Annotated in this window: 25 protein-coding genes; 16 read left to right on the plus strand and 9 right to left on the minus strand. The window is 44.0% G+C overall.

Annotated features, from left to right (window positions below):
• Window positions 1-11 precede the first annotated feature (11 nt).
• Together J2T20_RS19210 and J2T20_RS19215 are read left to right on the plus strand one after the other, a co-directional pair.
• Window positions 12-680, plus strand: a complete 669-nt coding sequence (locus J2T20_RS19210; RefSeq protein WP_307590951.1) for an amino acid ABC transporter permease — start codon at window positions 12-14, stop codon at window positions 678-680.
• A gap of 14 nt (window positions 681-694) precedes the next feature.
• Window positions 695-1,447 carry an amino acid ABC transporter ATP-binding protein gene (locus J2T20_RS19215; RefSeq protein WP_307590952.1) on the plus strand — a complete coding sequence of 251 codons (753 nt, stop codon included), beginning with the start codon at window positions 695-697 and terminating at the stop codon, window positions 1,445-1,447.
• A gap of 90 nt (window positions 1,448-1,537) precedes the next feature.
• Here J2T20_RS19215 and J2T20_RS19220 read toward each other — a convergent pair whose 3' ends face one another.
• The gene (locus J2T20_RS19220; protein WP_307590953.1) at window positions 1,538-2,206 is read right to left on the minus strand and encodes an S-layer homology domain-containing protein; all 669 of its coding nucleotides are present in this window, start codon (window positions 2,204-2,206) and stop codon (window positions 1,538-1,540) included.
• 180 nt (window positions 2,207-2,386) lie between these two features.
• On the opposite strand from J2T20_RS19220, the gene J2T20_RS19225 reads away from it, so the two are divergent.
• Complete coding sequence (locus J2T20_RS19225) at window positions 2,387-2,860, plus strand: Fur family transcriptional regulator (protein ID WP_307590954.1); 474 nt, start codon at window positions 2,387-2,389, stop codon at window positions 2,858-2,860.
• Window positions 2,861-2,946: 86 nt separating this feature from the next.
• Here J2T20_RS19225 and J2T20_RS19230 read toward each other — a convergent pair whose 3' ends face one another.
• Together J2T20_RS19230 and J2T20_RS19235 are read right to left on the minus strand one after the other, a co-directional pair.
• Window positions 2,947-3,627 (minus strand): TIGR00266 family protein, encoded by a 681-nt coding sequence (locus J2T20_RS19230; protein WP_307590955.1) that lies wholly within the window; start codon window positions 3,625-3,627, stop codon window positions 2,947-2,949.
• A gap of 433 nt (window positions 3,628-4,060) precedes the next feature.
• Window positions 4,061-4,879, minus strand: coding sequence for a helix-turn-helix domain-containing protein (locus J2T20_RS19235; RefSeq protein ID WP_307590956.1), 819 nt, complete (start codon window positions 4,877-4,879; stop codon window positions 4,061-4,063).
• Between the two features lie 196 nt (window positions 4,880-5,075).
• Here J2T20_RS19235 and J2T20_RS19240 point away from each other — a divergent pair, with 196 nt between their 5' ends.
• The 4 genes from J2T20_RS19240 to J2T20_RS19255 all read left to right on the plus strand — a co-directional run bounded on the left by J2T20_RS19240 (window position 5,076) and on the right by J2T20_RS19255 (window position 9,209).
• Entirely contained in the window at window positions 5,076-6,182 is a 1,107-nt protein-coding gene (locus tag J2T20_RS19240; RefSeq protein WP_307590957.1) for a Gfo/Idh/MocA family protein, read from the plus strand.
• A 176-nt stretch (window positions 6,183-6,358) separates the two neighbouring features.
• Window positions 6,359-7,126, plus strand: a complete 768-nt coding sequence (locus J2T20_RS19245; protein ID WP_307590958.1) for a sugar phosphate isomerase/epimerase family protein — start codon at window positions 6,359-6,361, stop codon at window positions 7,124-7,126.
• Entirely contained in the window at window positions 7,119-8,216 is a 1,098-nt protein-coding gene (locus J2T20_RS19250) for a Gfo/Idh/MocA family protein (RefSeq protein ID WP_307590959.1), read from the plus strand. Before J2T20_RS19245 ends, J2T20_RS19250 begins: the two co-directional genes overlap by 8 nt.
• A 24-nt stretch (window positions 8,217-8,240) precedes the next feature.
• Window positions 8,241-9,209 carry a sugar phosphate isomerase/epimerase family protein gene (locus J2T20_RS19255; protein ID WP_307590960.1) on the plus strand — a complete coding sequence of 323 codons (969 nt, stop codon included), beginning with the start codon at window positions 8,241-8,243 and terminating at the stop codon, window positions 9,207-9,209.
• Window positions 9,210-9,292: 83 nt separating this feature from the next.
• Here J2T20_RS19255 and fabV read toward each other — a convergent pair whose 3' ends face one another.
• Window positions 9,293-10,483, minus strand: a complete 1,191-nt coding sequence (gene fabV, locus J2T20_RS19260; RefSeq protein WP_307591013.1) for an enoyl-ACP reductase FabV — start codon at window positions 10,481-10,483, stop codon at window positions 9,293-9,295.
• A gap of 139 nt (window positions 10,484-10,622) precedes the next feature.
• On the opposite strand from fabV, the gene J2T20_RS19265 reads away from it, so the two are divergent.
• The 3 genes from J2T20_RS19265 (at window position 10,623) to J2T20_RS19275 (ending at window position 14,375) form a co-directional block, all read left to right on the plus strand.
• Window positions 10,623-11,585: a phosphotransferase family protein gene (locus J2T20_RS19265; protein WP_307590961.1), complete on the plus strand. Its 963-nt coding sequence runs from the start codon at window positions 10,623-10,625 to the stop codon at window positions 11,583-11,585.
• Between the two features lie 109 nt (window positions 11,586-11,694).
• On the plus strand, window positions 11,695-12,759 hold the full coding sequence (locus J2T20_RS19270; RefSeq protein WP_307590962.1) for an ABC transporter ATP-binding protein: 1,065 nt from the start codon (window positions 11,695-11,697) through the stop codon (window positions 12,757-12,759).
• 170 nt (window positions 12,760-12,929) lie between these two features.
• A complete protein-coding gene (locus J2T20_RS19275) occupies window positions 12,930-14,375 on the plus strand; it encodes a glycoside hydrolase family 43 protein (protein WP_307590963.1) in 1,446 nt (481 codons plus the stop codon).
• Window positions 14,376-14,891: 516 nt separating this feature from the next.
• Here J2T20_RS19275 and fabF read toward each other — a convergent pair.
• A complete protein-coding gene (gene fabF / locus J2T20_RS19280) occupies window positions 14,892-16,130 on the minus strand; it encodes a beta-ketoacyl-ACP synthase II (RefSeq protein WP_307590964.1) in 1,239 nt (412 codons plus the stop codon).
• A 142-nt stretch (window positions 16,131-16,272) separates the two neighbouring features.
• Here fabF and J2T20_RS19285 point away from each other — a divergent pair, with 142 nt between their 5' ends.
• Window positions 16,273-17,118, plus strand: a complete 846-nt coding sequence (locus J2T20_RS19285) for a helix-turn-helix transcriptional regulator (RefSeq protein WP_307590965.1) — start codon at window positions 16,273-16,275, stop codon at window positions 17,116-17,118.
• 102 nt (window positions 17,119-17,220) lie between these two features.
• The gene (locus J2T20_RS19290) at window positions 17,221-17,646 is read left to right on the plus strand and encodes a hypothetical protein (protein ID WP_307590966.1); all 426 of its coding nucleotides are present in this window, start codon (window positions 17,221-17,223) and stop codon (window positions 17,644-17,646) included.
• A gap of 160 nt (window positions 17,647-17,806) precedes the next feature.
• On the opposite strand, the gene J2T20_RS19295 is transcribed toward J2T20_RS19290, so the two are convergent.
• Both J2T20_RS19295 and J2T20_RS19300 read right to left on the minus strand, forming a co-directional pair.
• Window positions 17,807-18,466 (minus strand): DNA alkylation repair protein, encoded by a 660-nt coding sequence (locus J2T20_RS19295; RefSeq protein WP_307590967.1) that lies wholly within the window; start codon window positions 18,464-18,466, stop codon window positions 17,807-17,809.
• Between the two features lie 50 nt (window positions 18,467-18,516).
• Window positions 18,517-19,656 carry an MFS transporter gene (locus J2T20_RS19300; RefSeq protein WP_307590968.1) on the minus strand — a complete coding sequence of 380 codons (1,140 nt, stop codon included), beginning with the start codon at window positions 19,654-19,656 and terminating at the stop codon, window positions 18,517-18,519.
• A gap of 138 nt (window positions 19,657-19,794) precedes the next feature.
• On the opposite strand from J2T20_RS19300, the gene J2T20_RS19305 reads away from it, so the two are divergent.
• Window positions 19,795-20,553 (plus strand): exodeoxyribonuclease III, encoded by a 759-nt coding sequence (locus J2T20_RS19305; RefSeq protein ID WP_307590969.1) that lies wholly within the window; start codon window positions 19,795-19,797, stop codon window positions 20,551-20,553.
• Here the strand turns inward: J2T20_RS19305 and J2T20_RS19310 are convergent.
• Entirely contained in the window at window positions 20,550-21,584 is a 1,035-nt protein-coding gene (locus J2T20_RS19310; RefSeq protein WP_307590970.1) for an alpha/beta fold hydrolase, read from the minus strand. The two genes, J2T20_RS19305 and J2T20_RS19310, sit on opposite strands and share 4 nt — an antisense overlap.
• Before the next feature lie 96 nt (window positions 21,585-21,680).
• Here J2T20_RS19310 and J2T20_RS19315 point away from each other — a divergent pair, with 96 nt between their 5' ends.
• A complete protein-coding gene (locus J2T20_RS19315; protein WP_307590971.1) occupies window positions 21,681-22,049 on the plus strand; it encodes an iron chaperone in 369 nt (122 codons plus the stop codon).
• A gap of 52 nt (window positions 22,050-22,101) precedes the next feature.
• Here the strand turns inward: J2T20_RS19315 and J2T20_RS19320 are convergent, their stop codons facing one another.
• On the minus strand, window positions 22,102-23,556 hold the full coding sequence (locus J2T20_RS19320) for a serine hydrolase domain-containing protein (protein WP_307590972.1): 1,455 nt from the start codon (window positions 23,554-23,556) through the stop codon (window positions 22,102-22,104).
• Window positions 23,557-23,744: 188 nt separating this feature from the next.
• Here J2T20_RS19320 and J2T20_RS19325 point away from each other — a divergent pair, with 188 nt between their 5' ends.
• Window positions 23,745-24,092: a hypothetical protein gene (locus tag J2T20_RS19325; RefSeq protein WP_307590973.1), complete on the plus strand. Its 348-nt coding sequence runs from the start codon at window positions 23,745-23,747 to the stop codon at window positions 24,090-24,092.
• A gap of 234 nt (window positions 24,093-24,326) precedes the next feature.
• The gene (locus tag J2T20_RS19330) at window positions 24,327-25,559 is read left to right on the plus strand and encodes an aminopeptidase (RefSeq protein WP_307590974.1); all 1,233 of its coding nucleotides are present in this window, start codon (window positions 24,327-24,329) and stop codon (window positions 25,557-25,559) included.
• The last annotated feature ends 105 nt before the right edge of the window (window positions 25,560-25,664 follow it).

Consider the following 25,664-nt stretch of genomic DNA (forward strand, 5'->3'; position numbering starts at 1 on the left):
ATGTCTGAATAATGGATGACCGTAAAATACAGATATTAATCGATACATTGCTACCCCTGCTAAAAGCCGGGGTGGCTTTTACAATTCCACTCACTCTCGTTTCATTTGCAATTGGATTATTGCTAGCTGTATTAACTGCACTGGTTCGCCTTTCCTCTTGGAGAATTCCGAAACTGATTGCCGGTTTCTATGTATGGGTCATTCGAGGAACCCCCTTATTGGTTCAGCTATTTATTATTTTTTATGGTTTACCTGCCGTTGGAATAATACTGCAACCATTTACTGCGGCCGTAATTGGATTCTCGCTTAGTGTAGGAGCCTATTCATCAGAAATAGTACGTGCTGCTATAATTTCCATACATAAAGGCCAATGGGAAGCTGCCTTTTCGGTTGGCATGACCCGTGGACAGGCATTGCGTCGCGTTATCCTGCCACAAGCTACGCGAGTATCCATTCCGCCTCTCGCCAACTCCTTTATTAGTCTGGTTAAGGACACCTCGCTTGCAGCAACCATCACTTATGTAGAAATGTTCAGAACTTCACAGCAGGTTGTCGCAACGACCTATGAACCACTTCTGATATACAGTGAAGTGGGAGTAATCTACCTGCTATTCAGCACCGTTCTGTCCACTCTGCAAAACTACCTGGAGAAGCGGTTTGACCGATACTCTGCGAGTTAAAGGAGAAGATAAACTTGATTGAGATACATGATTTGCATAAATCATTTGGATCCCTTGAGGTATTGAAAGGTATTAATCTGAAGCTTGAGCATGGCAAGGTACTTGTTATTATTGGTCCTTCTGGTTCCGGTAAAACCACTTTGCTGCGCTGTTTCAACTTGCTGGAGGTTCCCAACCGGGGGAGTATTGTCCTCGGGGATACGAAGCTCGATTTTACAAATGTTAAAAAGGTTCCACAAAAAAGTGTTTTGGAGCTGCGCAGAAAAACAGGGATGGTCTTTCAATCCTACAACCTATTCCCACATATGACCGTACTCGGCAACGTTATGGAGGGACAGATCACAGTCCAGAAGTTGCCTAAAGAGGATGCACGGAAACGCGCTCTGGCATTGCTGGAGAAGGTAGGGCTTTCTGAAAAAGCAGATTCATATCCGCATCAGTTGTCAGGCGGACAGCAGCAGCGGGTAGGTATTGCCCGAGCGATGGCTGTTGAACCGGAGGTACTGCTGTTCGATGAGCCTACATCAGCCCTTGATCCTGAATTGGTCGGTGAAGTGCTGAAGGTTATTAAGCAGCTGGCTGCTGAAGGGATGACTATGGTTATCGTCACCCATGAGATGAAGTTTGCTGCGGATGTCGCCGATACGATTATCCTGATGGATAATGGTCATATCTTGGAGCAAGGAACTCCTCAGGAAGTATTGGTACATCCAAAAAGCCCTCGCGCTCTGCAGTTTCTAAACAGACTAAGCGGTGAAGCTGAATAAACTTTATCTTTTAGTTAATAATGAAAAAACTCCGAGAGCCACTTTTACCCGTGGTCTTCGGAGTTTTTACTATCTGTAGTACTACGGCTATTATTGCACCGGAGCGGGATGAGCTTTTAAATATTCAAGGGCGTTGTACAACATTATAGCAGCTTCGGCACGGGTAAGCTCACTTTTCGGGTTAAACTTCCTGTTGGCATCCAAGGTACTAATATTGTATTTCAAAGAACGCTGAACACTTCCTTGATACGAAGGATCTAATTGACTATCGTCTGAGATTTCAACTGGCACGATATTGATCATAGGCAGATTTCCAGCTTTTTCAACACCTTGTACTAATAATGCAGTGAAAAGCTCCTTGGTCATGGTCTTGGACGGATCAATATCTTTAGGAATGTCTACACCATTGTAGTGAGCATTAATGAAAGCCTCGGCATACCACGCATTGTCTTTTACTTTTTTGAAGATCTCGCTCGCTATCGGGGCTTTGTTGAAATCTATGGCTGCCAGGCTTAATTGAAGTCCGCCTGAGATGAATTGAATTCCTTGGCCTGCGGTCATTAGATTCTTGGGTAGAAACTGTGTATTCGTTACCCCCTTGATTAATCCCTGATCCTTCAGAGAAATGATTTTTTCGGTTCCAGTAACATTACCGAGATCGTTGAAGCTGCCACCAGCGGCGGAGATTTGGCCTCCAAGTGTGAAGGAGAGAATCGATAAGGTTGTTATCGCTGTTACTGCACTTTTTTTAATGTTCATATCTTATTCACCTCATAGTAGGATTGGGCACGTTAAGATGGCCTCTATTTTCTTCTTTAACGAAGTTGTAAGGACTAATGTTGCAGGTAGGCAGCCTCTTTTCATTTGGGTGTTATTTTGTTATGCTTATTTCGTAACGATTACTAATTATCACTGGATACAAGAAGGCAGGAGATGCTTATGAATCCCATAGAACATATAGCTCAACAGTTTGCAGCACAAAACTATAAATTAACATCACAACGAGAAGCTATTGTTCAGGTATTGCTGGACAATGAGAAGGACCATTTAAGTGTGGAAGAAGTCTATATGATCGTCAAACATAGCTATCCTCATCTTGGATTGGCAACAGTGTATCGAACATTGGAACTGTTAACGGAGCTTCATATCGTTGAGAAAATGAACTTTGGCGACGGAGTTGCGCGATATGACTTGCGTGGTGATGAGCAGGCTCATATGCATCATCATTTGATTTGTAATGTATGCGGGAAGCTGGAAGAGATTAAAGATGATTGGTTGGTGGATTTGGAGAGCCGTCTGGAGCGGGAATACGGGTTCACGGTGACGGATCACCGTTTGGATTTCAAAGGCTCGTATAACTCCTGTAAATCAACGGGCTGTAAAAAGGATAAGGAATGCAAGGCAGTATCTTAAGCAGCGGAGTTGTAACCTAGAGTCGTATATAAAAAGGGTGACACGTGAATTCCGTGTCACCCTTTTTAGCCTTATGTTACAGTAACTTAGCTTCGAGTAGGCACAAATGATCTGATCCATGTTCCGAAGTTGCCTGGGTTACGGCTTTGTACCAGTACAACACCTTCACCGCGGAAGCGGCAGACAATGGCCTCACCGCTAGTTAAACTGTTCAGCCAGCCTGAGGCTGCCTTTTCAATTTTGTAATCCATATAATCCGGCCACGCTACAAGATGTCCATTATCAATAATCATTTCTTCTCCAGCTTCCAGGTTGATCGCATGAATGGCTCCGAAGGAGGAGAGGAAGACTGTGCCGCTGCCGCTGATCTCCACGATGAAGAATCCTTCGCCGGATAGGAAACCTCTGGCCAAATTCTGCATCTTGGTATTTACCTGAATCCCCTGAGTACCCGCGAGAAATCCATCTTTTTGAACATAAAGCTTATAAGATCCGTCTAATTCAACTGCCTGAACATCCCCCAATGATCCCGGCGACAGCAGCACTTCACTTGATCCTCGCGTAGCCGTAAGTTCCTGGAAGAAAAACTTTTCTCCACTGAGCATTCTGCCAAGTCCCCGCATTAAACCGCCATCCACTGTACCCCTTAATTCAACATTAGGTGACATAGCCACCATAGCGCCCATTTCGGCTTTGATGCTTTCACCAGAGTTCAATTTCACCTTCAGCATGGCAAAGGCACCTTCATACAAAACTTCATATTGCATGTTTTTTCCTCCGAATCTATTTTTAGAAAGATAGGATTATCATTTAATGTAAGTATACTGGATTCATAGCCTAGCAGATAGTATGTCTAGTTTCAGATGTTTGGGGAGTAAATGGTGTCTTTTTACTGGCTGTGGGAACCTCTTTTTTATGTTAAGATGAGAGTAGATCGACTGAAAGAAAAACCTACATTTGAATAGGAGAGTGAAATTAATGGCACGTACAAAAACAAAGAAAGTTCTACTAAAAGCCGAGCGGTCCGGAACTTGGTGCTCAGCGAACAATCGAAGATCCAATGGAGATTATGGTGCGATATCACAGCATGTCCGTATTACACCGAGTAAGAAGCAGCAACTGAATAAGATTAAACACAAGGAGCGAATCACGTATGATGGCGCTCCTTTTTTGTGGGGATTTTTTGACTTGCGTTGCTATTTATATCCTCTCTCTGCTGAATACTCGAAATTCCTTGGGTGACATGCCAAATCGATTCCGGAATATCCGGTGAAAATAGGTGTAATTGGCAAAACCGCAAGTCTCTGCTACATGCTCGAGGGGCATTGGGCTGAAAGTAATTCGTTCTCTGGCCATTTCAAGCCGTACATCATTTACGTATTTGACAATACTGGTTCCGAAGGAATCTTTAAAAAGGTGAACCGCTCTCGAGACGGAAATATCCACATGGGCAGCCACATCCTCCAAACGGAATGGAAAAGCAGCGTGCTCCTCAACATATTGCTTCATCCGCGATGCCAAATAGCTTTTGGGAGATATCGCCGGTTTATCGGATATGATTCGATCAATTTCCATACATAGTATTTGCAGGTAACATCCTGAAATTTCGGGAGAGAAGTCGGATAATCTCCGCTGCTCAAGCACAAGCTGACGGAATAGGCCTAAAAACCCGTCACTCAGAGGTATGCTAATGCGAGATGGGCGTGAGGTACGGCTCCACCACTCTTCCACCCATTCACCTCCGCAAAAGATGTGATAATCACCACTTTCGATACGGGGTTTGCCTACAGGGTAGCTTTCCTTATCAATAATTAAATAATACGGATCGTTAGGGGCAAACAGCATAAGATCTCCGCTTTCAACGGGAGAAATAACTCCATCAATCAAAGCTCTGCTTCGCCCTTCCGTCTGAAGACGGAGGAGATAGTTTTTAATTCCTTCACTCTGTGACATATGAAATGGCTTGCGGTGAAAGGAAAATCCGGCAGACAAAACATGACAGGCAGCTGCTTGTGACATGGTTCCTCCTAGGTTTTTAAAATAATAGCCAAATTGTTCATGTATGTATCATATTATTCATTTTATTATATGTTCATTAAGATTACCATGTAAATAGCTTCTAAAGTAGCACTTCAGCCAAATTGGTCTATTCGGAAGCATTCTCTCCATAAATTGTAACCTTTAAAATAAACCAGAAAAAGGATGAGTCGACTCCATGAAAACTACAAAAAAATCGGTAGTCATTATTGGATATGGCGGTATGGGAAGTTATCACGGTAAGTTGATCCAAGGCAATGAAAGACTGGAAGTAGTGGGTGCGTATGACGTTATTTCGGAACGCCAAGCGGCTGCTACGGAGGACGGTTACCACGCTTATGAGAGTTATGAGGCTGTGTTGAATGATCCTAAAGTTGATGTGCTAGTCATTGCCACACCAAATGATATCCACAAAGATCTTGCTATTCGTGCAATGAGAGCTGGAAAGCACATCGTTTGCGAGAAGCCGGTGACCCTATGCAGAGCGGATTTCGAAGAAATGATGTCTGTAGCTGATGAGACGGGTCGCGTATTAATGGTCCATCAGAACAGACGTTGGGATGAGGATTTCCTAATTATCAAAAGCTTGTACGATCAACACACAATCGGTGATCTGTTCCAGATCGAATCCCGAGTACACGGAGCTAATGGTATTCCGGGTGACTGGCGTCGTATAGAGGCCTACGGGGGAGGTATGCTTTTGGACTGGGGTGTACATTTATTAGATCAGTTAATCGTCATGATCGATAGCAAAATCACCAGTGTAACCGGTCGTTTAAGCTTTATTTTAGGCGATGAGGTTGATGATGGGTTCGAGGCATTTCTGCAATTTGAGAACGGTGTAACGGCTGTTGTTGAGGTGGGAACCACGAATTTCATTACGCTTCCACGATGGTATGTTAAAGGTCTTGAGGGTTCTGCTATCATTGAAGATTGGTCTTTAAAAGGTAGAATGGTGATGAGAAACAATGAGGTCGAGAGAATCGAGCCGAAACCTATTCAAGCAGGTGTAGGATTAACCAAAACGATGGCTCCTCCTTCTGAAGGGTCGACAATCACGGAAGCATTGCCTGCAGCTTATGAACACCCATCCAGTTTCTATGATAACTTCGCTGCAGTCATACAAGGATCAGCAGAACCTATTGTCAAGAATGCAGAAGTGTTACGGGTATTAAACCTAATTGAGGCTGTATTTGAAGCCGGCCGAACTCGTGAAGTCGTAAAAGATTTTGATATTTATGAATCAAAACCCGAAAGTGCGGTTCCTTCATTTCCTGTATGTTAATGTAAATTAAAAGTGAGTACTCTGAAAAGATGATCAGATTGTTCATGTTAAAATCATATTATTCATTTTATTTTATACGCTTTCATATTACCATGTAAATTAGGTTAATTTTTTAGTATTTTTAGCTGACAGCTCTTTTGTTCAGGAACCATTACACTAATTGGAGTGATTGAGTAATGTTGAAGATTGGTTTGCAATTATACACACTTAGAGCAGAGCTTGAGCAGGACTTTGAAGGAACGCTGCGTAAGGTAGCCGATATGGGTTACAGTGGCGTGGAATTTTATCATTTCTTCGGACGTAGTGCAGAGGAAGTTAAGCAGTTGTTGGAAGAAACCGGAATGGTTGCTATCGGAGCACATCGCCCTTATGATGCCTTGCTGAATGATACGGAGCAAGAAATTTCATTTAACCTTGCTATCGGCAATACGAACTTGATCGTTCCTTACTTGACAGAGGAACAACGCAATTGGGCGCAGGTCGCTGCCGATTTGAGAACCATTGGGGAAAAAGTAAAAGCACGCGGTGCGGTATTGTCCTACCATAACCATGATTTTGAATTCACGGAGCACTACGGGGAGGTTACCGCCTTTGATGGTATCTTTGAAGAAGTACCGGCAGATCTGCTACAAGTAGAGATGGATACCTGTTGGGTTTATTATGCCGGATTTGACCCGATACAATATATCAACAAATATGCTGGACGGTTACCGATCATTCACTTGAAGGATATGAAGAAGCGTGAGGATGGTTCAGCAGAAACGGTAGTGTTGGGAGAAGGGGAAGTTAATCTTCCCGATATCTTGGAAGCCGCTGCAGCCGCAGGCGTGGAATGGGCGATCGTTGAACAGGATTATTGCAGCCGTTCGCCGCTAGAGAGTGTTGCAGACAGCTTGAAATGGGTTAAACAGTACGCACAACAAGGAGGAAAAGTTCATGTCTAAAACATTGAAAATAGCTATTATCGGTTGCGGTGGTATCGCAACCGGGAAACATATGCCAAGCTTATCGCGTCAAACGGATGCTGAAATGGTTGCTTTTTGCGATATCGAATTAGAGCGTGCACAAGAAGCTGCTGACAAGTACGGTTCAGAGGGCTCTAAGGTGTATAGTGATTACAACGAAATGCTTAAAGAAGGCGGATTCGATATCGTTCATGTATGTACGCCTAATGATAGCCATGCGCCAATTACAGTTGCTTCATTGGAAGCGGGTTGCCATGTTATGTGTGAGAAGCCAATGGCGAAGACAACGGCTCAAGCACAAGAAATGTTGGACGCAGCACGCCGTACCGGCAAAAAACTAACGATTGGTTATCAGAACCGTTTCCGCACGGATAGTCAATATTTGAAAGGTCTTTGCGATAGCGGAGATCTTGGTGATATTTATTATGCCAGAGCCATCGCGCTTCGCCGTCGTGCCGTTCCTACTTGGGGCGTATTCCTGGATGAAGAGAAGCAAGGTGGAGGCCCGCTTATCGATATTGGTACACACGCACTGGATATGACATTATGGATGATGGATAACTACAAGCCTCGCAGTGTAACAGGTTCTGTCTTCCATAAGCTTGGACATAAAGAAAATGCAGCGAATGCCTTTGGACCGTGGGATCCGGAGAAATTCAAGGTTGAGGATTCAGCTTTTGGTTTCATCACCATGGAAAACGGAGCAACCATTGTTCTTGAGTCCAGCTGGGCGCTGAACGTTTCGGAGTTTGGTGAAGCAAAGACCCTTCTTGCCGGTACTGAAGGCGGAGCGGATATGAAAGACGGACTTCGTTTGAACGGAGAGCGTGCCGGACATCTTTATGAGACTAAAGTTGATCTTTCTGCAGGCGGTGTAGCTTTCTACTCAGGTGGAGAAGAAACAGATGCTGACCGTGAAGCACGCTTATGGTTGGAAGCAGTTAGAGAAGATAAGGAACCCGTTGTGAAACCTGAGCAGGCTTTTGTTGTTACACAAATATTGGAAGCTGTATATGAATCAGCGCGGACTGGCCGTGCCGTTTATTTCGATGGAACTTCCGATAATTAAGACGAAAATGAGAGGAGACACACCATGAAACTTGGAGTATTTATGGTATTGTTTGGCGGACGCAAGCTGGAGGATGCATTGGATTATGTAGCTTCCAAAGGACTTAAAGCAGTTGAAATCGGCACTGGGGCGTATCCCGGTAATAGCCATTGCAATCCCCAGCTGCTGCTGGAGAATGAGACAGCACTGAAGGAATTCAAACATGCGGTTGAATCCCGTGGACTGATGATCAGTGCGTTAAGCTGTCACGGCAATCCGTTGCATCCGCAAAAGGAGCTTGCCCGCAAGGATCACGAGGATTTCGTGAATACAGTTAAATTAGCGCAGAAACTTGGGGTACCTGTAGTAAATACGTTCTCCGGCTGCCCGGGTGATCACGAGAATGCTAAGTATCCGAACTGGCCTGTGGCTCCTTGGCCAAATGATTATCAAGAAATTCTTACTTGGCAGTGGGAGAATAAAGTTATTCCTTACTGGACCGAATGGGGAGCATTTGCGGCCCAGCATGATGTGAAGATTGGACTGGAGCTGCATGGCGGGTTCTCCGTTCACTCTCCGGCAACCTTGCTCCGTCTTAGAGAAGCAGCAGGCGAAGTCATTGGTGCCAATCTGGATCCAAGTCACATGTGGTGGCAAGGGATTGATCCTGTACAAGCAATTCATCTATTAGGTCGTAAAGGGGCAATTCACCACTTCCACGCGAAGGATACAGTCATTGATCCAATCAACGTGAATATGCATGGATTAACGGATATGCAGTCGTATGGAAAAATGCTTGATCGCGCTTGGCAGTTCCGTACTGTAGGTTATGGTCATGATATGAAGACTTGGGCTGACATCATGAGTGCTCTTCGTCTTGTAGGGTATGACTATGTAGTTAGTATTGAGCATGAAGACGGATTGATGTCGGTAGAAGAAGGATTCTCCAAAGCCGTAGACAATCTTAGTCAAATTTTGATTGAAGAGCCGCTTGGCGAGATGTGGTGGGTTTAATTCTATAAAGGTGTAAAGGGTTAAAAAACTAGCCAGTCTCAGAATTACTGAAGACTGGCTAGTTTTTGTTTTCATTCCGATCTCTAACGCAAATGTGGAATACTCACTTTCGGATCTATGTCCGCGTCATAATCGATATCTTCGATCTCAAAGCCAAAGAGCTGGAAAAATTCGCGGCGGTAGCCTGAAAGATCGGTAAGCTCATTAATATTGTCAGTAGACAACTCAGCCCACAGTCTTGTGACTTCCTCCTGTACATCGGGGCGCAATTCCCAATCATCTATCCGTATTCGCCCTTTGCTGTCTACCTTCGTTCCACCCGCAGTATATAAGTGCTCGGAGAACAGTCGATAGGCTTGTTCAATACAGCCTTCGTGAAGATCCTTTTGCTTCATCACCTTGTATAAAGCGGAAATATACAGCGGAACTACGGGGATTGCTGAGCTGGATTGGGTCACTAGAGCCTTTGTTACCGCCACATATGCCCGGCCTCCGCGTGAAGCCAGCTGTTTGTTAATATGGTGGGCAGTTTTTTCAAGATGGTCTTTTGCCCGTCCAATGGTACCCTCACGATAAACGGGTTGAGTTATCTCTGAACCCATGTAAGAATAGGCTATGGTCACTGCATGATCGGCGAGCACGCCGGCTTGCTGAAGTTCATCGATCCACATTTGCCAGTCTTCTCCACCCATCACAGCTACAGTACCTGTAATTTCTTCTTCCTTAGCAGGATCAATCGACACCATGCTTACTTCTCCGGTATGAAAATTGACCGTTTTATTGGTATAAGTACTGTCTAGCGGTTTAAGTACTGAAGAAAAGGTTTCACCCGTCACAGGATGGATACGCCGACCGGATGCGACACTGTACACCACCAGATCAACCTGACCCAGTTCCTGACGTATCAGTTCGATGGTTCTTTGCTTCGTCTCGTTAGAGAAGGCATCCCCCGTTACACTGAACGACAGCAAACCGGCGTCTTGCGCCAGCTTCTCGAATGCGGCAGAATTGTACCAACCGGCAGATGCCGTTCGATTCTCGCTGCTGGCGCTTTGGCGATATACACCTACAGTACTGGCACCTGCACCAAAGGCAGCCGTAATTCTGGAAGCCAAACCGTATCCTGCAGAGGCGCCAATCACGAGAACCTTAGTAGGTCCCTTAATCTCAGGTTGGGCCTGTACATATACCACCTGCTGCTGTACCTGACGGGCACAGCCCACAGGATGTGCGGTTGTACATATAAATCCGCGTGTTCTTGGCTTGATAATCATGGAGTTAGATTCCTCGCTTCCTAATGAATAATCCGTACAGCCAATAACAGTGACTCCTCCTATTCTAACCATTCTCGGCTCCAAGGAGAAGTATTGTTTAAAATTATTAATAAATTTCGAATGGGGTGTTAGTTTATTTATGGAAAGTCAGACAAAAACCAAAATTTCAGATCAGCAGCAGGAACTGTTAGTCAGAACTACTTTTGGAGATCAGATAGGGATTAAGGAAAGTAAGGAATTAACAGGGGGTTATTTTAATGCAGCATACAAGCTCCTTTTGTCGGATGGAAGGTCAACGATTCTGAAGGTAGCTCCAACGCAAGAAATTCAAACATTAAGCTATGAGCATAATATTATGGTTTCAGAAGTCGATGCACTGCGGTTAATGAAGTCTAAAGGAACCGTACCCGTTCCTGAAGTATATGCCTTTGACAATAGCCGCAAAGTGTTTCCTTGTGACTATTTTTTCATGGAGGTTATTGATGGTCAGCCTTACGATGAAGTGAAAGCTGCACTAACACCTGAGGAAAAAGGAATGATTGAATTCGAGCTTGGACAGTATAATCGTATGATTAACGAGATCCAAGGATCGGAATTCGGTTTATTTAACGGCTTCGTGCACAGTTCGCAAGGTTCGTGGAGAGAGGTATTCATGACCTTAATGAATAACCTGCTGAATGATGCCCGACATTTTGGAGCGCCAATGCCGATTTCCTATGAAACTCTAGAATCAAAATTAGCGGAACAATTTCATGTATTGGATGAGGTCACAGAACCTCGGCTTGTTCATTGGGATCTTTGGGATGGGAATGTATTTGTACGTGAGGGTAGAATTGTAGCGTTAATTGATTGGGAGCGGACGTTGTGGGGCGATCCTTTAATGGAATATTATTTCCGGTATATTGAGAATTCAGAATCTTTCTACAAGGGGTATGGCAGCAGATTTGACAGTCCTAACGAACGTGCCCGGAAAAAGCTGTATGACCTCTATATCGATCTTATATATTTCATTGAGTGTTTTTCCCGCAAGTATGAGAGTGAAGGGCATATCCAATGGGCGCATGATAATTTACTGCAAGGTTGGGCAAGATTTACAGAATAATTCAGAAACATCTTGACTCCACCCTAATAATCTAGCTAAAATTAACCCTGTGGTTATTAATAATGATAATCATTATCATAAATACAGTGAGAATTGAGAGGGTGAAGGGATGGAGCACCTTTTAGAGGTAAAGGATTTAGCAATTTCTTTCAAAATACGTGGCGGGGAAGTTCAAGCCATCCGCGGGGTCAGCTTTCATGTAGATAAGGGTGAGACCTTAGCTATTGTAGGCGAATCCGGCTCTGGTAAAAGTGTAACCTCGCAGGCGATCATGAAGTTGATTCCAACGCCGCAAGGTCAATATAAACGTGGGCAAATTCTTTTTGACGGACAGGATTTGATTAGTAAGACGGATAAACAAATGCAAAAGATTCGCGGTAAAGAGATCGGTATGATTTTTCAGGATCCCATGACATCACTAAATCCGATGATGAAGGTCGGTAGACAGATTACGGAGGTTCTTTTCAAACACGAGAAAATTTCTAATGACGACGCGGTCAAACGGGGGATTGAATTATTGAACCTGGTAGGCATTCCTTCTCCGGAAAAAAGGTTCCACCAATATCCACATGAGTTCAGTGGAGGGATGCGCCAACGGGTGGTTATCGCCATGGCCTTGGCTGCCAATCCTAAGCTGCTGATTGCAGATGAACCGACTACTGCACTAGATGTAACCATACAGGCGCAAATTCTGGATTTAATGAAGGAACTACAGAAAAAAATAGATACGGCGATTATTTTTATCACTCATGATCTGGGTGTTGTGGCACGAATGGCGGATCGGGTAGCGGTTATGTATGCCGGGCAGATTGTTGAAATGGGTACTGCGGAAGAGATTTTCTATGATCCAAGGCATCCTTACACTTGGGGGCTACTAGCTTCAATGCCCAGCTTGGAGAGCAAAGGAACTTTGCTGACTGCTATACCAGGTACACCGCCGGACTTAATCAGACCGCCGGTTGGAGATGCTTTTGCGATACGGAGCACCTACGCTTTGGAGATAGATCACAAGCAGGAGCCTCCTGTGTACAAGGTTTCCAATACACATCTAGTAAAGTCATGGTTGCTGCATCCGTATGCACCAGCTGTAGAACCGCCTGAAGTAGTTATGAACAAGCGGAGGGTTCTGAAAGGTGTATATGATGAGCCGATATTAGTAGAGAACGGGGAGTAGTAAAAAGTAAGAAGCTTATTAGGCGTCAGGTTGCTTCATGCAGCTTGGCGTTTTTTTGGTCATTATAGTTTATATAAACGTAAATAGAATCATATATATTTAAATAAAACCATTGACTATTTCCAGCTTACGCACCAAAATGTAAGGGTATACATATAGGGGGTAGAGCGATGAGAAGACGAACATTGACCTTATTCATTTCCGTATCTTTATTAGCAGCCTGCAGCAGCACTGACAATAATGTTTCAGCACCACCGGTTTATGAGAATGTTTCGGTTCATGATCCTTCCGTAATCAAAGTGGACGATACCTATTATGTTTTCGGTTCCCACCTGGCCTCCGCCAAATCACAGGATCTAATGTCTTGGACACAAATATCTGCAGGAGTGACTGATAGTAATCCGCTGATCCCTAATGTAACTGAAGAATTAAGGGAGACGTTAACTTGGGCGAAGTCAAAGACACTTTGGGCGCCGGACGTCATACAGCTGGCAGACGGCAAGTACTACATGTATTATGATGCCTGTAAAGGCGATTCTCCGCTCTCAGCACTGGGAATTGCCGTGTCGGATCAGATCGAGGGACCTTATAAGAATTTAGGTGTTATTCTAAAGTCAGGGATGACCAGTGCGGGAAGCGACGGTGAAATCTATGATTCTACCCAGAAGCCCAATGTGGTGGATCCCGATGTTTTCTTCGATAAGGACGGTAAGTTATGGATGGTCTATGGTTCTTATTCTGGAGGCATCTTTATTCTGGAAATGGATACGAAGACAGGCTTCCCACTACCCGACCAAGGTTACGGTAAAAAACTTCTGGGTGCTAATCATGCTCGGATTGAAGGTCCATATATGTTGTATAGTCCTGAAACGAATTACTATTATCTATTTCTCTCCTATGGCGGTCTTACCGCAAATGGCGGTTATAACATCCGTGTGGCACGTTCCAAATCACCGGACGGACCGTTTACCGATTCTCAAGATCAAAATATGATAGAGGCGCAGGGAACTGCTGGTGTTCTTTTTGATGATCCAGCTTACTCTCCATATGGGGTAAAGTTAATGGGTAACTTCGAATTCCAGAATTCGGAGGGGGAACCCGTAGGTAGCGGGGTTGCAGGGGGTTATGTCTCACCAGGTCATAATTCGGCTTACTATGATAAAAAAACAGGCAAGTATTATCTTATTTTTCATACCCGTTTCCCGAAACAAGGAGAGGCGTATGAAGTAAGAGTGCATCAGATGTTTATGAACGCAGACGGTTGGCCGGTAGTTGCCCCACACCGCTATGGCGGAGAATCTATTGGCAAATATAGCAGCAAGGATGTAATCGGTGAATACAAATACATCAACCATAATAAAGACATCTCAGCTGATATTGTCCAATCGGAACTGATTGAGCTGGCTGAAGATGGTACGATATCAGGAGCGGTAACAGGAACTTGGGAGCTTACAGAGAAACATAATGTGTTGTTAACCATTGACGGAGCGGCGTATAAAGGTGTGTTTCTGAAAGAGTGGAATGAAGGAACGGGTACTCAGGTGATGACATTCACCGCAACCTCCAGGGAAGGCATTTCAATCTGGGGAAGCCATGTTTCCGGCGAAAAGAAATAGACAACACCAAAATCAGTACTTGATGTAACATCGTGTGTGAGAAAAAAGTGATTTAAGCGATACGGACTACAGAGCCCTTATTGTCGTGAAAATGACTAAAATAAAAGCAGAAACGGACTGTGACGGGAAGGACAGAAAGCCGTTATATCCTAATAGAGGGATTTTCCCCCTCTATTTCTGTACCCGGCACCCCGTTTGGGTAATTAGAAGGGATTTCGCCCGCTAATTTTGAGGATTTACCTCGTTGGGGCGGCATGGCTAAGATTAGAGGGATATTTTCCCTTTCACCTCAAAATAAAGTCGTTTCGGTCGGTATTAGCGGGCATTTTCCCCTCTAATTCGCCGAAGGACTGGTTCGCAACCCCAAATCGGCTACTGTAAGGCGTAATTCCCCAAACCCGGTGAGCATCAGGCGAAGTTAGATCGAAATCGTCCCCGGTACAGTGAAGCAAACGGAAAGTCTAGCACTGATTTTGAGAAAGAGCCGTTTTAAGTATAAACTATTTATATTTCTTCTTAACCCACATACTTTCGTATCACTATAACCGCATTGTGCCCGCCAAATCCAAAGGAATTAGACATCCCTATGTTGAGCACAGCTTTACGTGCGGTATTGGGTACATAATCTAAATCACAGATGGGGTCGGGTTCTTCCTGATTAATGGTCGGAGGGATGATGCCTTCCTGTAGGCTTTTGACCAATGCTATAGCTTCCAACCCCCCGGCTGCACCAAGGGCGTGGCCCGTCATGGATTTATTAGCAGTAATGGGTACCTTATATGCATCTTCCCCGAATAACCTCTTTATAGCCTTAGTCTCAGAGTGGTCACCCACTACGGTGCTTGTAGCATGTGCGCTAATGACATCTACATCCTTAGGTTCGATTCTGGCCTCGCGAACAGCCAGCTTCATGGCTTGGTAGGCTCCTAGGCCTTCCGGGTGAGTTGCGACCATATGATAAGCATCGGAGCTGGCTCCATAGCCAATCACTTCCCCTTGAATGTGAGCATTTCTTCGCTGCGCATGGGAAAGGGATTCCAATATCACGATTCCCCCGCCTTCACCAATCACAAAACCATCACGATTCCCGTCAAAAGGACGGCTGGCTCTACCCGGTTCATCATTTCGGGTGGATAAGGAGGTCGCATTGCCGAAGCTGGCTAATGAGATTTCAGTAACTGCCGCTTCAGATCCTCCGGCAATTACGATATCCGCTCCACCGTAACGAATCAGTCGATAGGCTTCACCAATTGAGGTATTGCCGATAGAGCAAGCTGTTACCGGAGACATTGTCGGCCCTAGTGCCCCAAGCTTGATACTGATCATAGCCGCAGCCATATTGGAGATCATCATCGGAATTAAGGTCGGACTTACTCTATCCGGTCCCCGTTCTTTTAGAATTGTTCCTTGATCCATCAAGGTTTGGATTCCCCCGACACCGGAGCCCACATATACACCCAACCGTTCCCGGTCAATCTTGTCCAGATTAAGCCCGGAATCCTTCCATGCGTCCTCAGCGGCTGCAAGTGCAAACTGGCTGAACCGATCCATACGCCGTGCTTCCTTGCGGCCAAATCTGGCTTCAGGATCAAAGTCGTGAACGACACCGGCAATTTTGGTCTTAAAGCCTGAGGTATCAAAGGAAGTGATGGGAGAAATCCCAGATTCACCTTTACGCAGACGATCCCAGAATTGTTCAACTGAATTCCCTAAGGGTGATATTAAGCCCATCCCAGTGATGACTACCCGTTCCATATAAGTGCCTCCTCAAACGATCTAAATATGTGTTAATACCTGTATTTTTCCACTTTATTTATCCTATTACAAGTTGTAGTTTATCCTAGTATAATTAATACTACAGTAAGACAACACACTGAAAGTCACGGGGGATTACGATATGTCTAATCAGACAAGACTTCAAGCGTTATCGAATTTCTTAAAAGCACGCCGTGCGGCTATATCACCAGCATCCGTGGGACTGCCGGAAGGTACGCGCAGACGAACTCCAGGCTTAAGAAGGGAAGAGGTAGCCCAGCTCGCGGGGGTCAGCAGTACTTGGTATACATGGCTGGAGCAGGGACGGGATATTAAAGTATCTTCATCGGTTCTCGATTGTATCGCTGCAGCCTTGCAACTCACAAAGGATGAGCGGAAGTATCTTTTTGCATTGGCGCTGGAAACCGGACCTGAGAATGAACCGTTTCGACAGGAGCAATTCTCTGAGATTAGTCCTTCACTGCAAAAAATATTAAAAGAGCTTAAATATTGTCCCACTCTTATATCGGACCGACGCTGCGGCATTGTGGGGTGGAATGAGGCAGCGGCCCATGTCTTCCTCGATTTTGCTCAACTGCCCGCAGAGGAACGCAATATGATCCGCTTATTGTTTGTACGTAAGGAATTTCAACGCCTGGCTGTAAACTGGGAGCAATTCGTCAGAGGCTATTTATCTATTTTCCGGGCATATTACGGGCAATATGTAGAGGATCGCTGGTACGACGATTTTATTGCGGAAATGAAAGAGGTACATCCATCTTTTAATGACCTGTGGGAGCAAAGCCGGGTCAGCTCTGCTCCGGATGTGGTGCTGGAATTCAGACATTCAAAAGCGGGGAAAATGCTGTTCCACCTAACCTCATTACAGGTTCAAGGCAGTTCGGATTTACGCTGCAGTATTTATACTCCAGCCGGTGATTCGAACACTGAATCTAAGCTAAAACTGCTTATGGAGCAGAATACGTAAGTCTAGCATTCAATAATTGTGTGTCTTCATTAATCCCTATGTCCAAGCATCTGTTCTAACGTCTCATAGAATAGAGTATCAACACAAAAGGAGATGAAACATATGTCTAAAGTTATAATTGATTACAATTCCACTGTAGTGACACCCATTGCAAACGGAGTGAATATCCTGATACCAAATACCCCGGTAGGTGTTTCCATTGCAACGACATCGGTATATATTGACCCTGCAAACCCTGCTTCGGCCACAAATAGGGTAGAATTGACAGCAACATTTGGTTATCGTTCAATTGTAGGAGAACCGGAAGTTATTGTACGTCTTTGGCGTGCAGGCACCGAAATCTACTACGCATTGGCAGGAGATGCTTTTAATGGGGTCGATGAATATTCTCTTGTATCCTTGCAAATGATTGAACACGCTCCATTAGGAACACAAAACTATCAATTAATAGTGGAAAACCGTAACCCAGCATCTACTGCAAGAGTTATTGGTCCAATTACTTTTACTGCAATAGCTATAGGCGGTTAAGCTATTATTAGCTCTTTTTTATCCAAATGGCAGCATACACGACAAGCAAAAAAGGCAAGTCTCTATATTCCTGAGACATGCCTTTTTTGAATTATAATATATTCAATGATATAGCTTGCCGCAGTTGTCCTCGAATTCTAACTCATTACAAGTTCGAAAGTTAGCTTTTCCCAATCCACTTCAGGCCTTCACGCTTACTGAGCGGCTTTAAATCTTCCTTTTCGATGAAGGCTTTAACAGAGACGGGGTTCGTTTTTGAATATTCACGCAGCGCCCAGCCTATTGCTTTTTGCAGAAAGAATTCAGAGGAATCCGCATGTGTAAGGATATAGCGGTATAGCAGGGCTTCGTCTGTGTCCATCTTGTAATGTAGCTGAAAGAGAATAGCGGTTCGATTAAGCCACATGTTGTCGGAATGAAGCCACTTTTCTCCATAATCTGCTTGCAAATGCGGTGATTTATGTAGTAGATAGCCGGCAGCATTAGTAGCCAATAGATCAACGGTATCCCACCAAGATCGGCATAGGATGAAGCTTTCAATTAACGGGAGATCTTCGGGTTCCAATGTTTTTCTAACTTTAAGTAAAATGTCTAGTGCGGAGTATTGGTACTCCCGCTCTGGAAGATCCCATAGAATAGACAGCCACTCTTTCTTAGCAGGATAATGCTTCAGGAATTCCTTGACTATTTCTCTGCGTTCTGGAGATTTGATTCCGAGAAAAGAGAATTGGTCACGCATATAGGCGGACATGGATTTTGCTGTTTCTAGATCTTTCCGATCCTCTAGACGCTGAATGAGTATATGGATGTTATCTACCACGATTAAGTCATCCTCCGAGTTTTATTTAGATCTTATCACTAAAAGAAAGACTAATTTCTTCCATAAATCTGATATAGAATGAATCCAAACAACATCCCCAAGAACGACATGGCGGATACGGACAAGTATAAAATCTGGCCCCCAAAGGATTCATATAGAGCACCGCCAACGTAAGAGGCAAGAATGCCTGATACCCCAAAGAATAGCAATGCCAGTACCGTTTGTCCCGTGGCCCGCCATTCTTCTGGCACAATTCGGTAAAGGTATTGTATTGCGGCAGAGTAGAACACCGGAAAGGTAAGCAATTGCAGAATTTGCAGGTAGACCAGCAAATGTGGATCTGTAATCCAGGCCGAGAGAAAGAAGCGGATAAAATAAAAGGCACCTGAGAATGAAATGATAATCAATTCTTTTCCTTTACGCAGCCACCAGAAGCTTAAGGCGAATACAATGATTTCGCTGCCTGCCGCCAGGAACCAGGCTTGTCCCACCAGCTCAGGACTTCCTCCTAGCTCACGGATATAAACTCCAAGAAAGGTGTCATTCATCCTTGCTGGAACAGAGCTAATAAATACGAGCACAAGGAATAACAAGGTCTCCTTATTGCTCAGAAAAATTTTCAGACTACTTAGTGTAACGGGTTTCCCTGTAACGGGTGCATCCGGCATTATCCAACTGACGATAAAGCTGATTACAGAGATTCCAGCAAAAAGAAGAGCCAGACTGTGTGCGCCATAATAGGTCATCATATATCCGGTTAACAGCGCCATTACACCGTAACCAAGTGCACCATACGTGCGAATGGAACCATAACTGATCCCGGAAGCCTCGGCAATGCGGAAGTTCAAGCTTTCGGTCAGGGGATCAATAGGCATCAGGAAAAAATATAGCAGCATTGCGAATAATATAAGCTGGACATAGCTGCTGGAATCGTACAATAGGTAACCGAAGACGGCAGAGCACAGCAGCAGTACCAATAAGACCTTGCGAATGGTCTTGGTTTTATCACTGATCATACCCCATAAGGGTTGGGCAATAAGGGTTACAAAGCCGCCGGTTCCTATAATAAAGCCGATTTGTGCCGGGTTTAAGCCTTGTTCACCTAGATAGACCGGAAGAAAAGGAATAAACATCGCCAACAGCGCAAAATATAAAAAGTTAAAGCCTCGTAGTAATCTGGGTGCTCTCATAAGATTCTGATCCTCGTTCATTTCATTAGAATTTGGTTGTAGTCAACCTTGTTATTTTAACACGCTTAGGCAAGGGAAACAGCTTTACTTATGTTACACTTAAGGTAATCATAGTGACTGGTTAGGAGATTGAGGAACTTGAAGATGATATCCTGGAATGTGAATGGTCTAAGAGCATGTGTAACAAAAGGGTTTTATGATTATTTTGAAGAAAGTGCGGCAGATATATTCTGTGTACAGGAAACCAAACTTCAGGAAGGGCAAATTTCACTGGAGCTCGGTGAGGAGTATCATCAATATTGGAATTATGCACTAAAGAAGGGATACTCGGGAACGGCTGTATTTACCAAAGTTAAACCGCTCTCCGTAAGATACGGAATAGAGGATAATGAGGAACCCGAGGGTCGTATTTTAACACTTGAATTCGAGCAGTTCTATTTGATCAATGTCTACACACCTAATGCCAAACGTGACCTCTCCAGACTTGAGGACAGGGTGGAATGGGAGGACCGCTTCCGCAGCTATATTCAGGAACTGGACAAGCTTAAGCCTGTCATTGTATGTGGGGATTTGAATGTGGCCCATGAGGAAATTGATCTGAAGAATCCGAAATCTAACCGTGAGAATTCAGGATTTACGATGGAAGAGAGAGGGAAGATGACCACGCTGCTAGACTCCGGATTTATAGATTCCTACAGACACTTCTACCCTGAAAAAGAAGGAGCTTACACCTGGTGGTCTTACATGCCGAAGGTGAGAGAGCGGAACGTGGGCTGGCGGATTGATTATTTTCTGGCTTCTTCACGGCTTGCACCTCAATTGGTGAATGCGCAAATAGATTGTGATGTAATGGGCAGTGATCATTGTCCGATTGTTCTTGAAATTGCAAACGTTTAATAAGGCGTATTATCCTGTAAATGTTGAATAAGTCTTTGCTCATTTTCTCTTGCATCATCAAGATGAAAAGCATGTGAAGATTTATCCGACCAATACAACTTTTTGCCTTTTGGAGCATCGAGGGCTTCATAATAACAAGTGATTAGTTCGGGCATGAAATGTTTATCTTTGCTTCCGTGTATAAACATGACAGGCATTTGTAACGATGGGATCTCCGTAAAAAAGTCAAATGTATTGATGTCGAGCAACATTTCTTCTGTATAAGAGAGTTTGAAGCCTCGAACAAGAGAATTATAAATGTCCATAAAAGAATAATCTAGCGAACGTAACATGATTTTAAGACCTGTAAAGAACGTAGCAGACTTACTATCACCTGCGTCGTGAAACATAGATTTATATTTAAACTGCCATTTCCGAATAACACCCCATTGCTTTAAGCTTTTCATATAAGGTGGTTCGCCTACGGCAGAGAGTTCCTGTAATGCTTTTTGATTATTGGTCTCTCTTGCTCTTTCTAGCAGCCACTTGTAACTTAGTTTATCATTTTCAACCCAGTTCGTGATTTGTGAAAATCCAGTATAGGAGTAGTATCTTTCTGGATATGTATAGGCGAGGGACAAGGCGATAACACTACCCCAAGAATGGGAAACTAGATGTAGTTTTCCTTGATTGAATCGATTTCTTAAATAATCAGTGACATCTCGGGCGTCATTGATGAATTGTTTTAAGTGCATGGTTTCTTTCGGAATAGCTTTGGAATAGGATTTTCCTGTGCCGCGTTGATCCCAAAAAACAACGGTAAAATATTTTATCAATTCCTTGGTAGTCGTCACCAATGCATAATCGGATCCACGGTTTGAAACTCCAGGAAACGGCATACTAGGACCTCCATGAATAAAAAGCAAGACGGGACTGCCTGGTTTTTCCGTTTGTATTAAAATGCTCTGTTTAACGCCACCAATGATAATCTTTTCGACGGAACTGATACCTTGTTCCGAAATCGAAAAATCGACATTTTTAAATAATTTCATAAGTCACCTCTAATTTATTACAATCGTCTATTCATAACCATATTCTAATTTTTGGGGAAAAGAAGAATGATCACTTATATTTTAGGAGGGAGCAACATGGAAGTTTTTGCAGAGTACTTAGCGAATATGGATAACCCGCAACATCGGGCCCGTACGGAAGAAGTTTTAGCTTGGGTAACTAAGAAGTTTCCAGATTTAATGCCAAAAATCGCGTGGAATCAGCCTATGTTTACCGATCACGGCACATTTATTATTGGATTTAGCGTAGCCAAACAACATTTGGCTATTGCCCCTGAAAGGGCAGGGATTCTTCATTTTTCTGATGAAATTGTGCAGGCTGGCTATGATCACACCAAACAGTTGATACGTATCAAATGGGATAGTCCGGTTGATTTCTCATTGCTTGAGAAAGTGATCGAGTATAATATTTTGGATAAGGCAGACTGTTCAACTTTTTGGCGGTAGTAAAAATAAAATGACCGGAAACTCTCTGAAAAGAGTTTTTCCGGTCTTTCTGCTATATAGCTCTGCCGATAGTCGTTTCCGGATCACTCTGATCGGATATGTTGATCCGCTGATTAAGCACTATCGTATGGTCCTCCACTTTCACTTCAATGGTAATACGGAAAGGGGCTTCAATAAACAGCAGAGTTAGCTGGAGCGTATCTTCAGATATCCAGGTGAAGCTGGCCATAATAGCATTATCGGTCTGAGCGCCCTGAAGAATCCTGGCATAGCTCTCCGCCCACACACCTCTTCCGCAGTGAATGACTTGTGCATCGAGTTTATGATTCTGAAGAATGATTTCGGCTCCCTTTGCAGTGAAAGTCAGGGAGAAGGTATCCAATTTCTCTTCATTGTCCTCCAGTCTATAAACTTTGCCGCTAATCATTTCTTCATAGGATGAAGCTGCCTGCAGCTGTGGCGGGTCAATCGTCAGAAGGTTTATTTGCTCAGTTAAACGGGCTGCTGCTGAAGGATCTTCTATAGTAATCGACTCTTCGTTCATAGCAGGTAGCAAAGTATCCCAGATCGCATTTAACACACCCTGAGTATTGTTCGTTCCACTTGTTATTGCTATAACCGCATCCTGTTCCGGCATTACGATGCAAAATTGTCCAAATGCTCCATCTGCTCGATAAGCACCATGGCGGCATTTCCAGAACTGATAGCCGTATCCTTGTGTCCAATCACTATCTCCACTGTCCCCAGTAGTGATTTGCTTAGAAGTCGCTTCATGAATCCACTCTTCAGACAGAATCCGTTGCTTATCCAAAGTTCCTTTTTGCAAATAGAATTGGCCGAATCTTGCGATATCTTCAGTTGTAATGCTTAGACCATACCCCCCAGTGTTGATACCCCTTGGACAGGATTCCCAGGTTGGATCTTTAATGCCCAAAGGAGAAAATAGCCGCGGCTTCAGAAAATCCAATAGAGTGTTTCCAGTTATCTTCTGAATAATTGCAGACAATATGTAGGTAGCTCCGTTGTTGTAGAGGAAATGTGTACCGGGTTCTTTCTCTACAGGCTCACTCAGGAATGCTTTCACCCAATTCCCATCTTCGCTTTTACGGATAGCCTCCATTGTATCCACGACGTGACCGGTTCCCATCATTAATAAATGTCGTACACTCAATTTAGCTAAATGGTCCGAAATGACGTCCGGTGCTTCCTCCGGGAAGAAGGAAACCACTGCATCATCGAGAGACAACAAGTTTTCAGAGACAGCGATACCAATGGCGGTTGAGGTAAAGCTTTTGCTAAGCGAAAATAACATATGTGGAAGTGTTGCCTTGTAAGGAGACCACCAGCCTTCTGCCACAACCTGACCGTGCCTTAGTATCATGAAGCTGTGCAGCTCCAGCTTGTTGTTATGTATTGTTGTAAGGAAATTAGATATTGCTTCTGATGAAATACCTTGTGCTTCTGGACAGCTTCTTGGTAGTTGAAGACTTGTACTGGGGGTTCCCATAATCTCATCCTCTCAAGAGTAATAGCATTCACACATTTTCGATAGAATTCCACAATATCTATTTTATACCAAATAGACTTCAATATGCTGTAAATAATTACGGTTTCAATACCATTTATCTTCTGCTTAATAAGGGGGTTACTTCATATTTTGCTGCATAGATATGTAAATAAAGGAGCGTGAAGAGGTTGGAGAAAAAGGTGCAGCAATACTACAAGCTTAAGCAGAAACACAAAGAAATAGAAAAGGAATTAGCGGAGTTACGTCAGGAGATCGTGACTTATTGCAATGAGCAGGAGAAAAATGATGTGGATATTGGAAGCTATAAGGTCAAGCTGGTTACGCAAAATCGAAAGGAATATGATGACATTAAGCTCTATGAAACCCTATCAGACCCAGAGGTATGGAGAATGCTCTCCAAATCAGATTCGGCGAAGATCGCAAGCTTGACTAAGCTTAATGTAATCTCAGAAGATAAAATATCACATACTTATACATTGAAGACTATTACTTTGCTCCAAGTGGATAAGAAATAGCGTGAGGTTTTTTCTATTTTAAAAGGGCGGTTCCCTTAGGGGGACCGTTTTTTTTGTAAATATAAGAAAGTATAAGTTTTCAGTATACTTAGCTTATATTTCTACGAGAAACGGATACCGTCCTAGTAAGGACGGCAAAGCCGTTTCTTCTTGCGAGAATCGCAACCCAGCTGATTTTGCGTTAAAATAAATAGAGAAGGTTGGCTAATAAAAGATATGGAGGAAGAGAATGTTATGAAGGATTTCGATCTAATGCTGGATAAATACGCAAATTTGGTTGTTAAGGTTGGTGTGAATGTACAGCCTGGACAAGTGTTGATGATACATGCACCATTGGAAACCGTGGATCTTACACGTCTTATTGTGGGGAAGGCATACGAAGCCGGGGCTAAATATGTAATGGTTGAATGGGAGGATGAGGTTACTACACGTATCCGTTACGAAAAGGGACCTGAGGATTCCTTCAATTATTATCCGCAGTGGCAGGCAGATATGCTGGAGCAATTTGCTGAAGGCAACGGAGCAGTATTACATATCAAAGTGCCGGACCCGGAGTTGTTCCGCGGCATTGATTCCTCAAAAGTATCGGCAGCGGTTAAAGCTGCGGCAGTAGCCCGCAAGAATTACCAGAATTATACCCGCAACAATAAAATTAGCTGGTCCCTCGTCAAAGCACCTACACGAGCATGGGCTAATAAAGTGTTTGCCGATCTACCGGAAGAAGAGCGGGTCGAAGCTATGTGGGAGGCCGTGTTCCAAATGAACCGGGTAGGTAGTGTTGATCCGGTTACGGCTTGGCGTGAGCATATCAACAACTTGAAGGAAAGCCAGGAGCGAATGAACGCGAAACGATATAAAAGCCTGCACTACCGCGCACCGGGAACGGATTTGCGTGTCGAGATGCCGGAAGGTCATCTGTGGCGTGGAGGCGGCGGTGAGAATGCAAGCGGGGTTTATTTTGTGGCAAACATGCCTACAGAAGAAATCTATACCATGCCTCATCGCACCGGAGTAAACGGAACAGTCTCCAGTACTCTTCCGTTAAACCTGAACGGACGACTGGTGGACGGGATTACCTTTACTTTTAAAGACGGTAAAGTGGTTGCCTATGATGCGAAGTCCGGACGTGAGCATTTGACTTCCTTATTGGAGACGGATGAAGGTGCTTCCTACCTCGGTGAGATGGCCTTAGTTCCGCATAATTCTCCGATCTCTAACCTAAACCGAGTATTCTATAATACCGGAATCGATGAGAATGCCTCCTGTCACTTTGCGCTTGGAAGCGCCTATCCCGTAAATATTGTAGGCGGGACCAAGCTTACCAGTGAAGAACTGTTGGAACGAGGTGCTAATGTCAGCTTAACGCATGTCGATTTCATGATTGGCTCAGCAGAGTTGGATATAGACGGGGAATTGGCAGATGGAACGATAGAACCTGTATTCCGTAAAGGGAATTGGGTGCTCTAGGTAAAACCAGACTAAAGTCGGGGGGATCCCACTACCATTGACTGTTCCTCCTTCCACCTTATTCCTTTACATTGGTAGATGTGGATAGATACTCAGTGAAGAAAC

The organism is Paenibacillus wynnii, from assembly GCF_030812855.1.
Lineage (GTDB): Bacteria > Bacillota > Bacilli > Paenibacillales > Paenibacillaceae > Paenibacillus_AQ > Paenibacillus_AQ wynnii_A.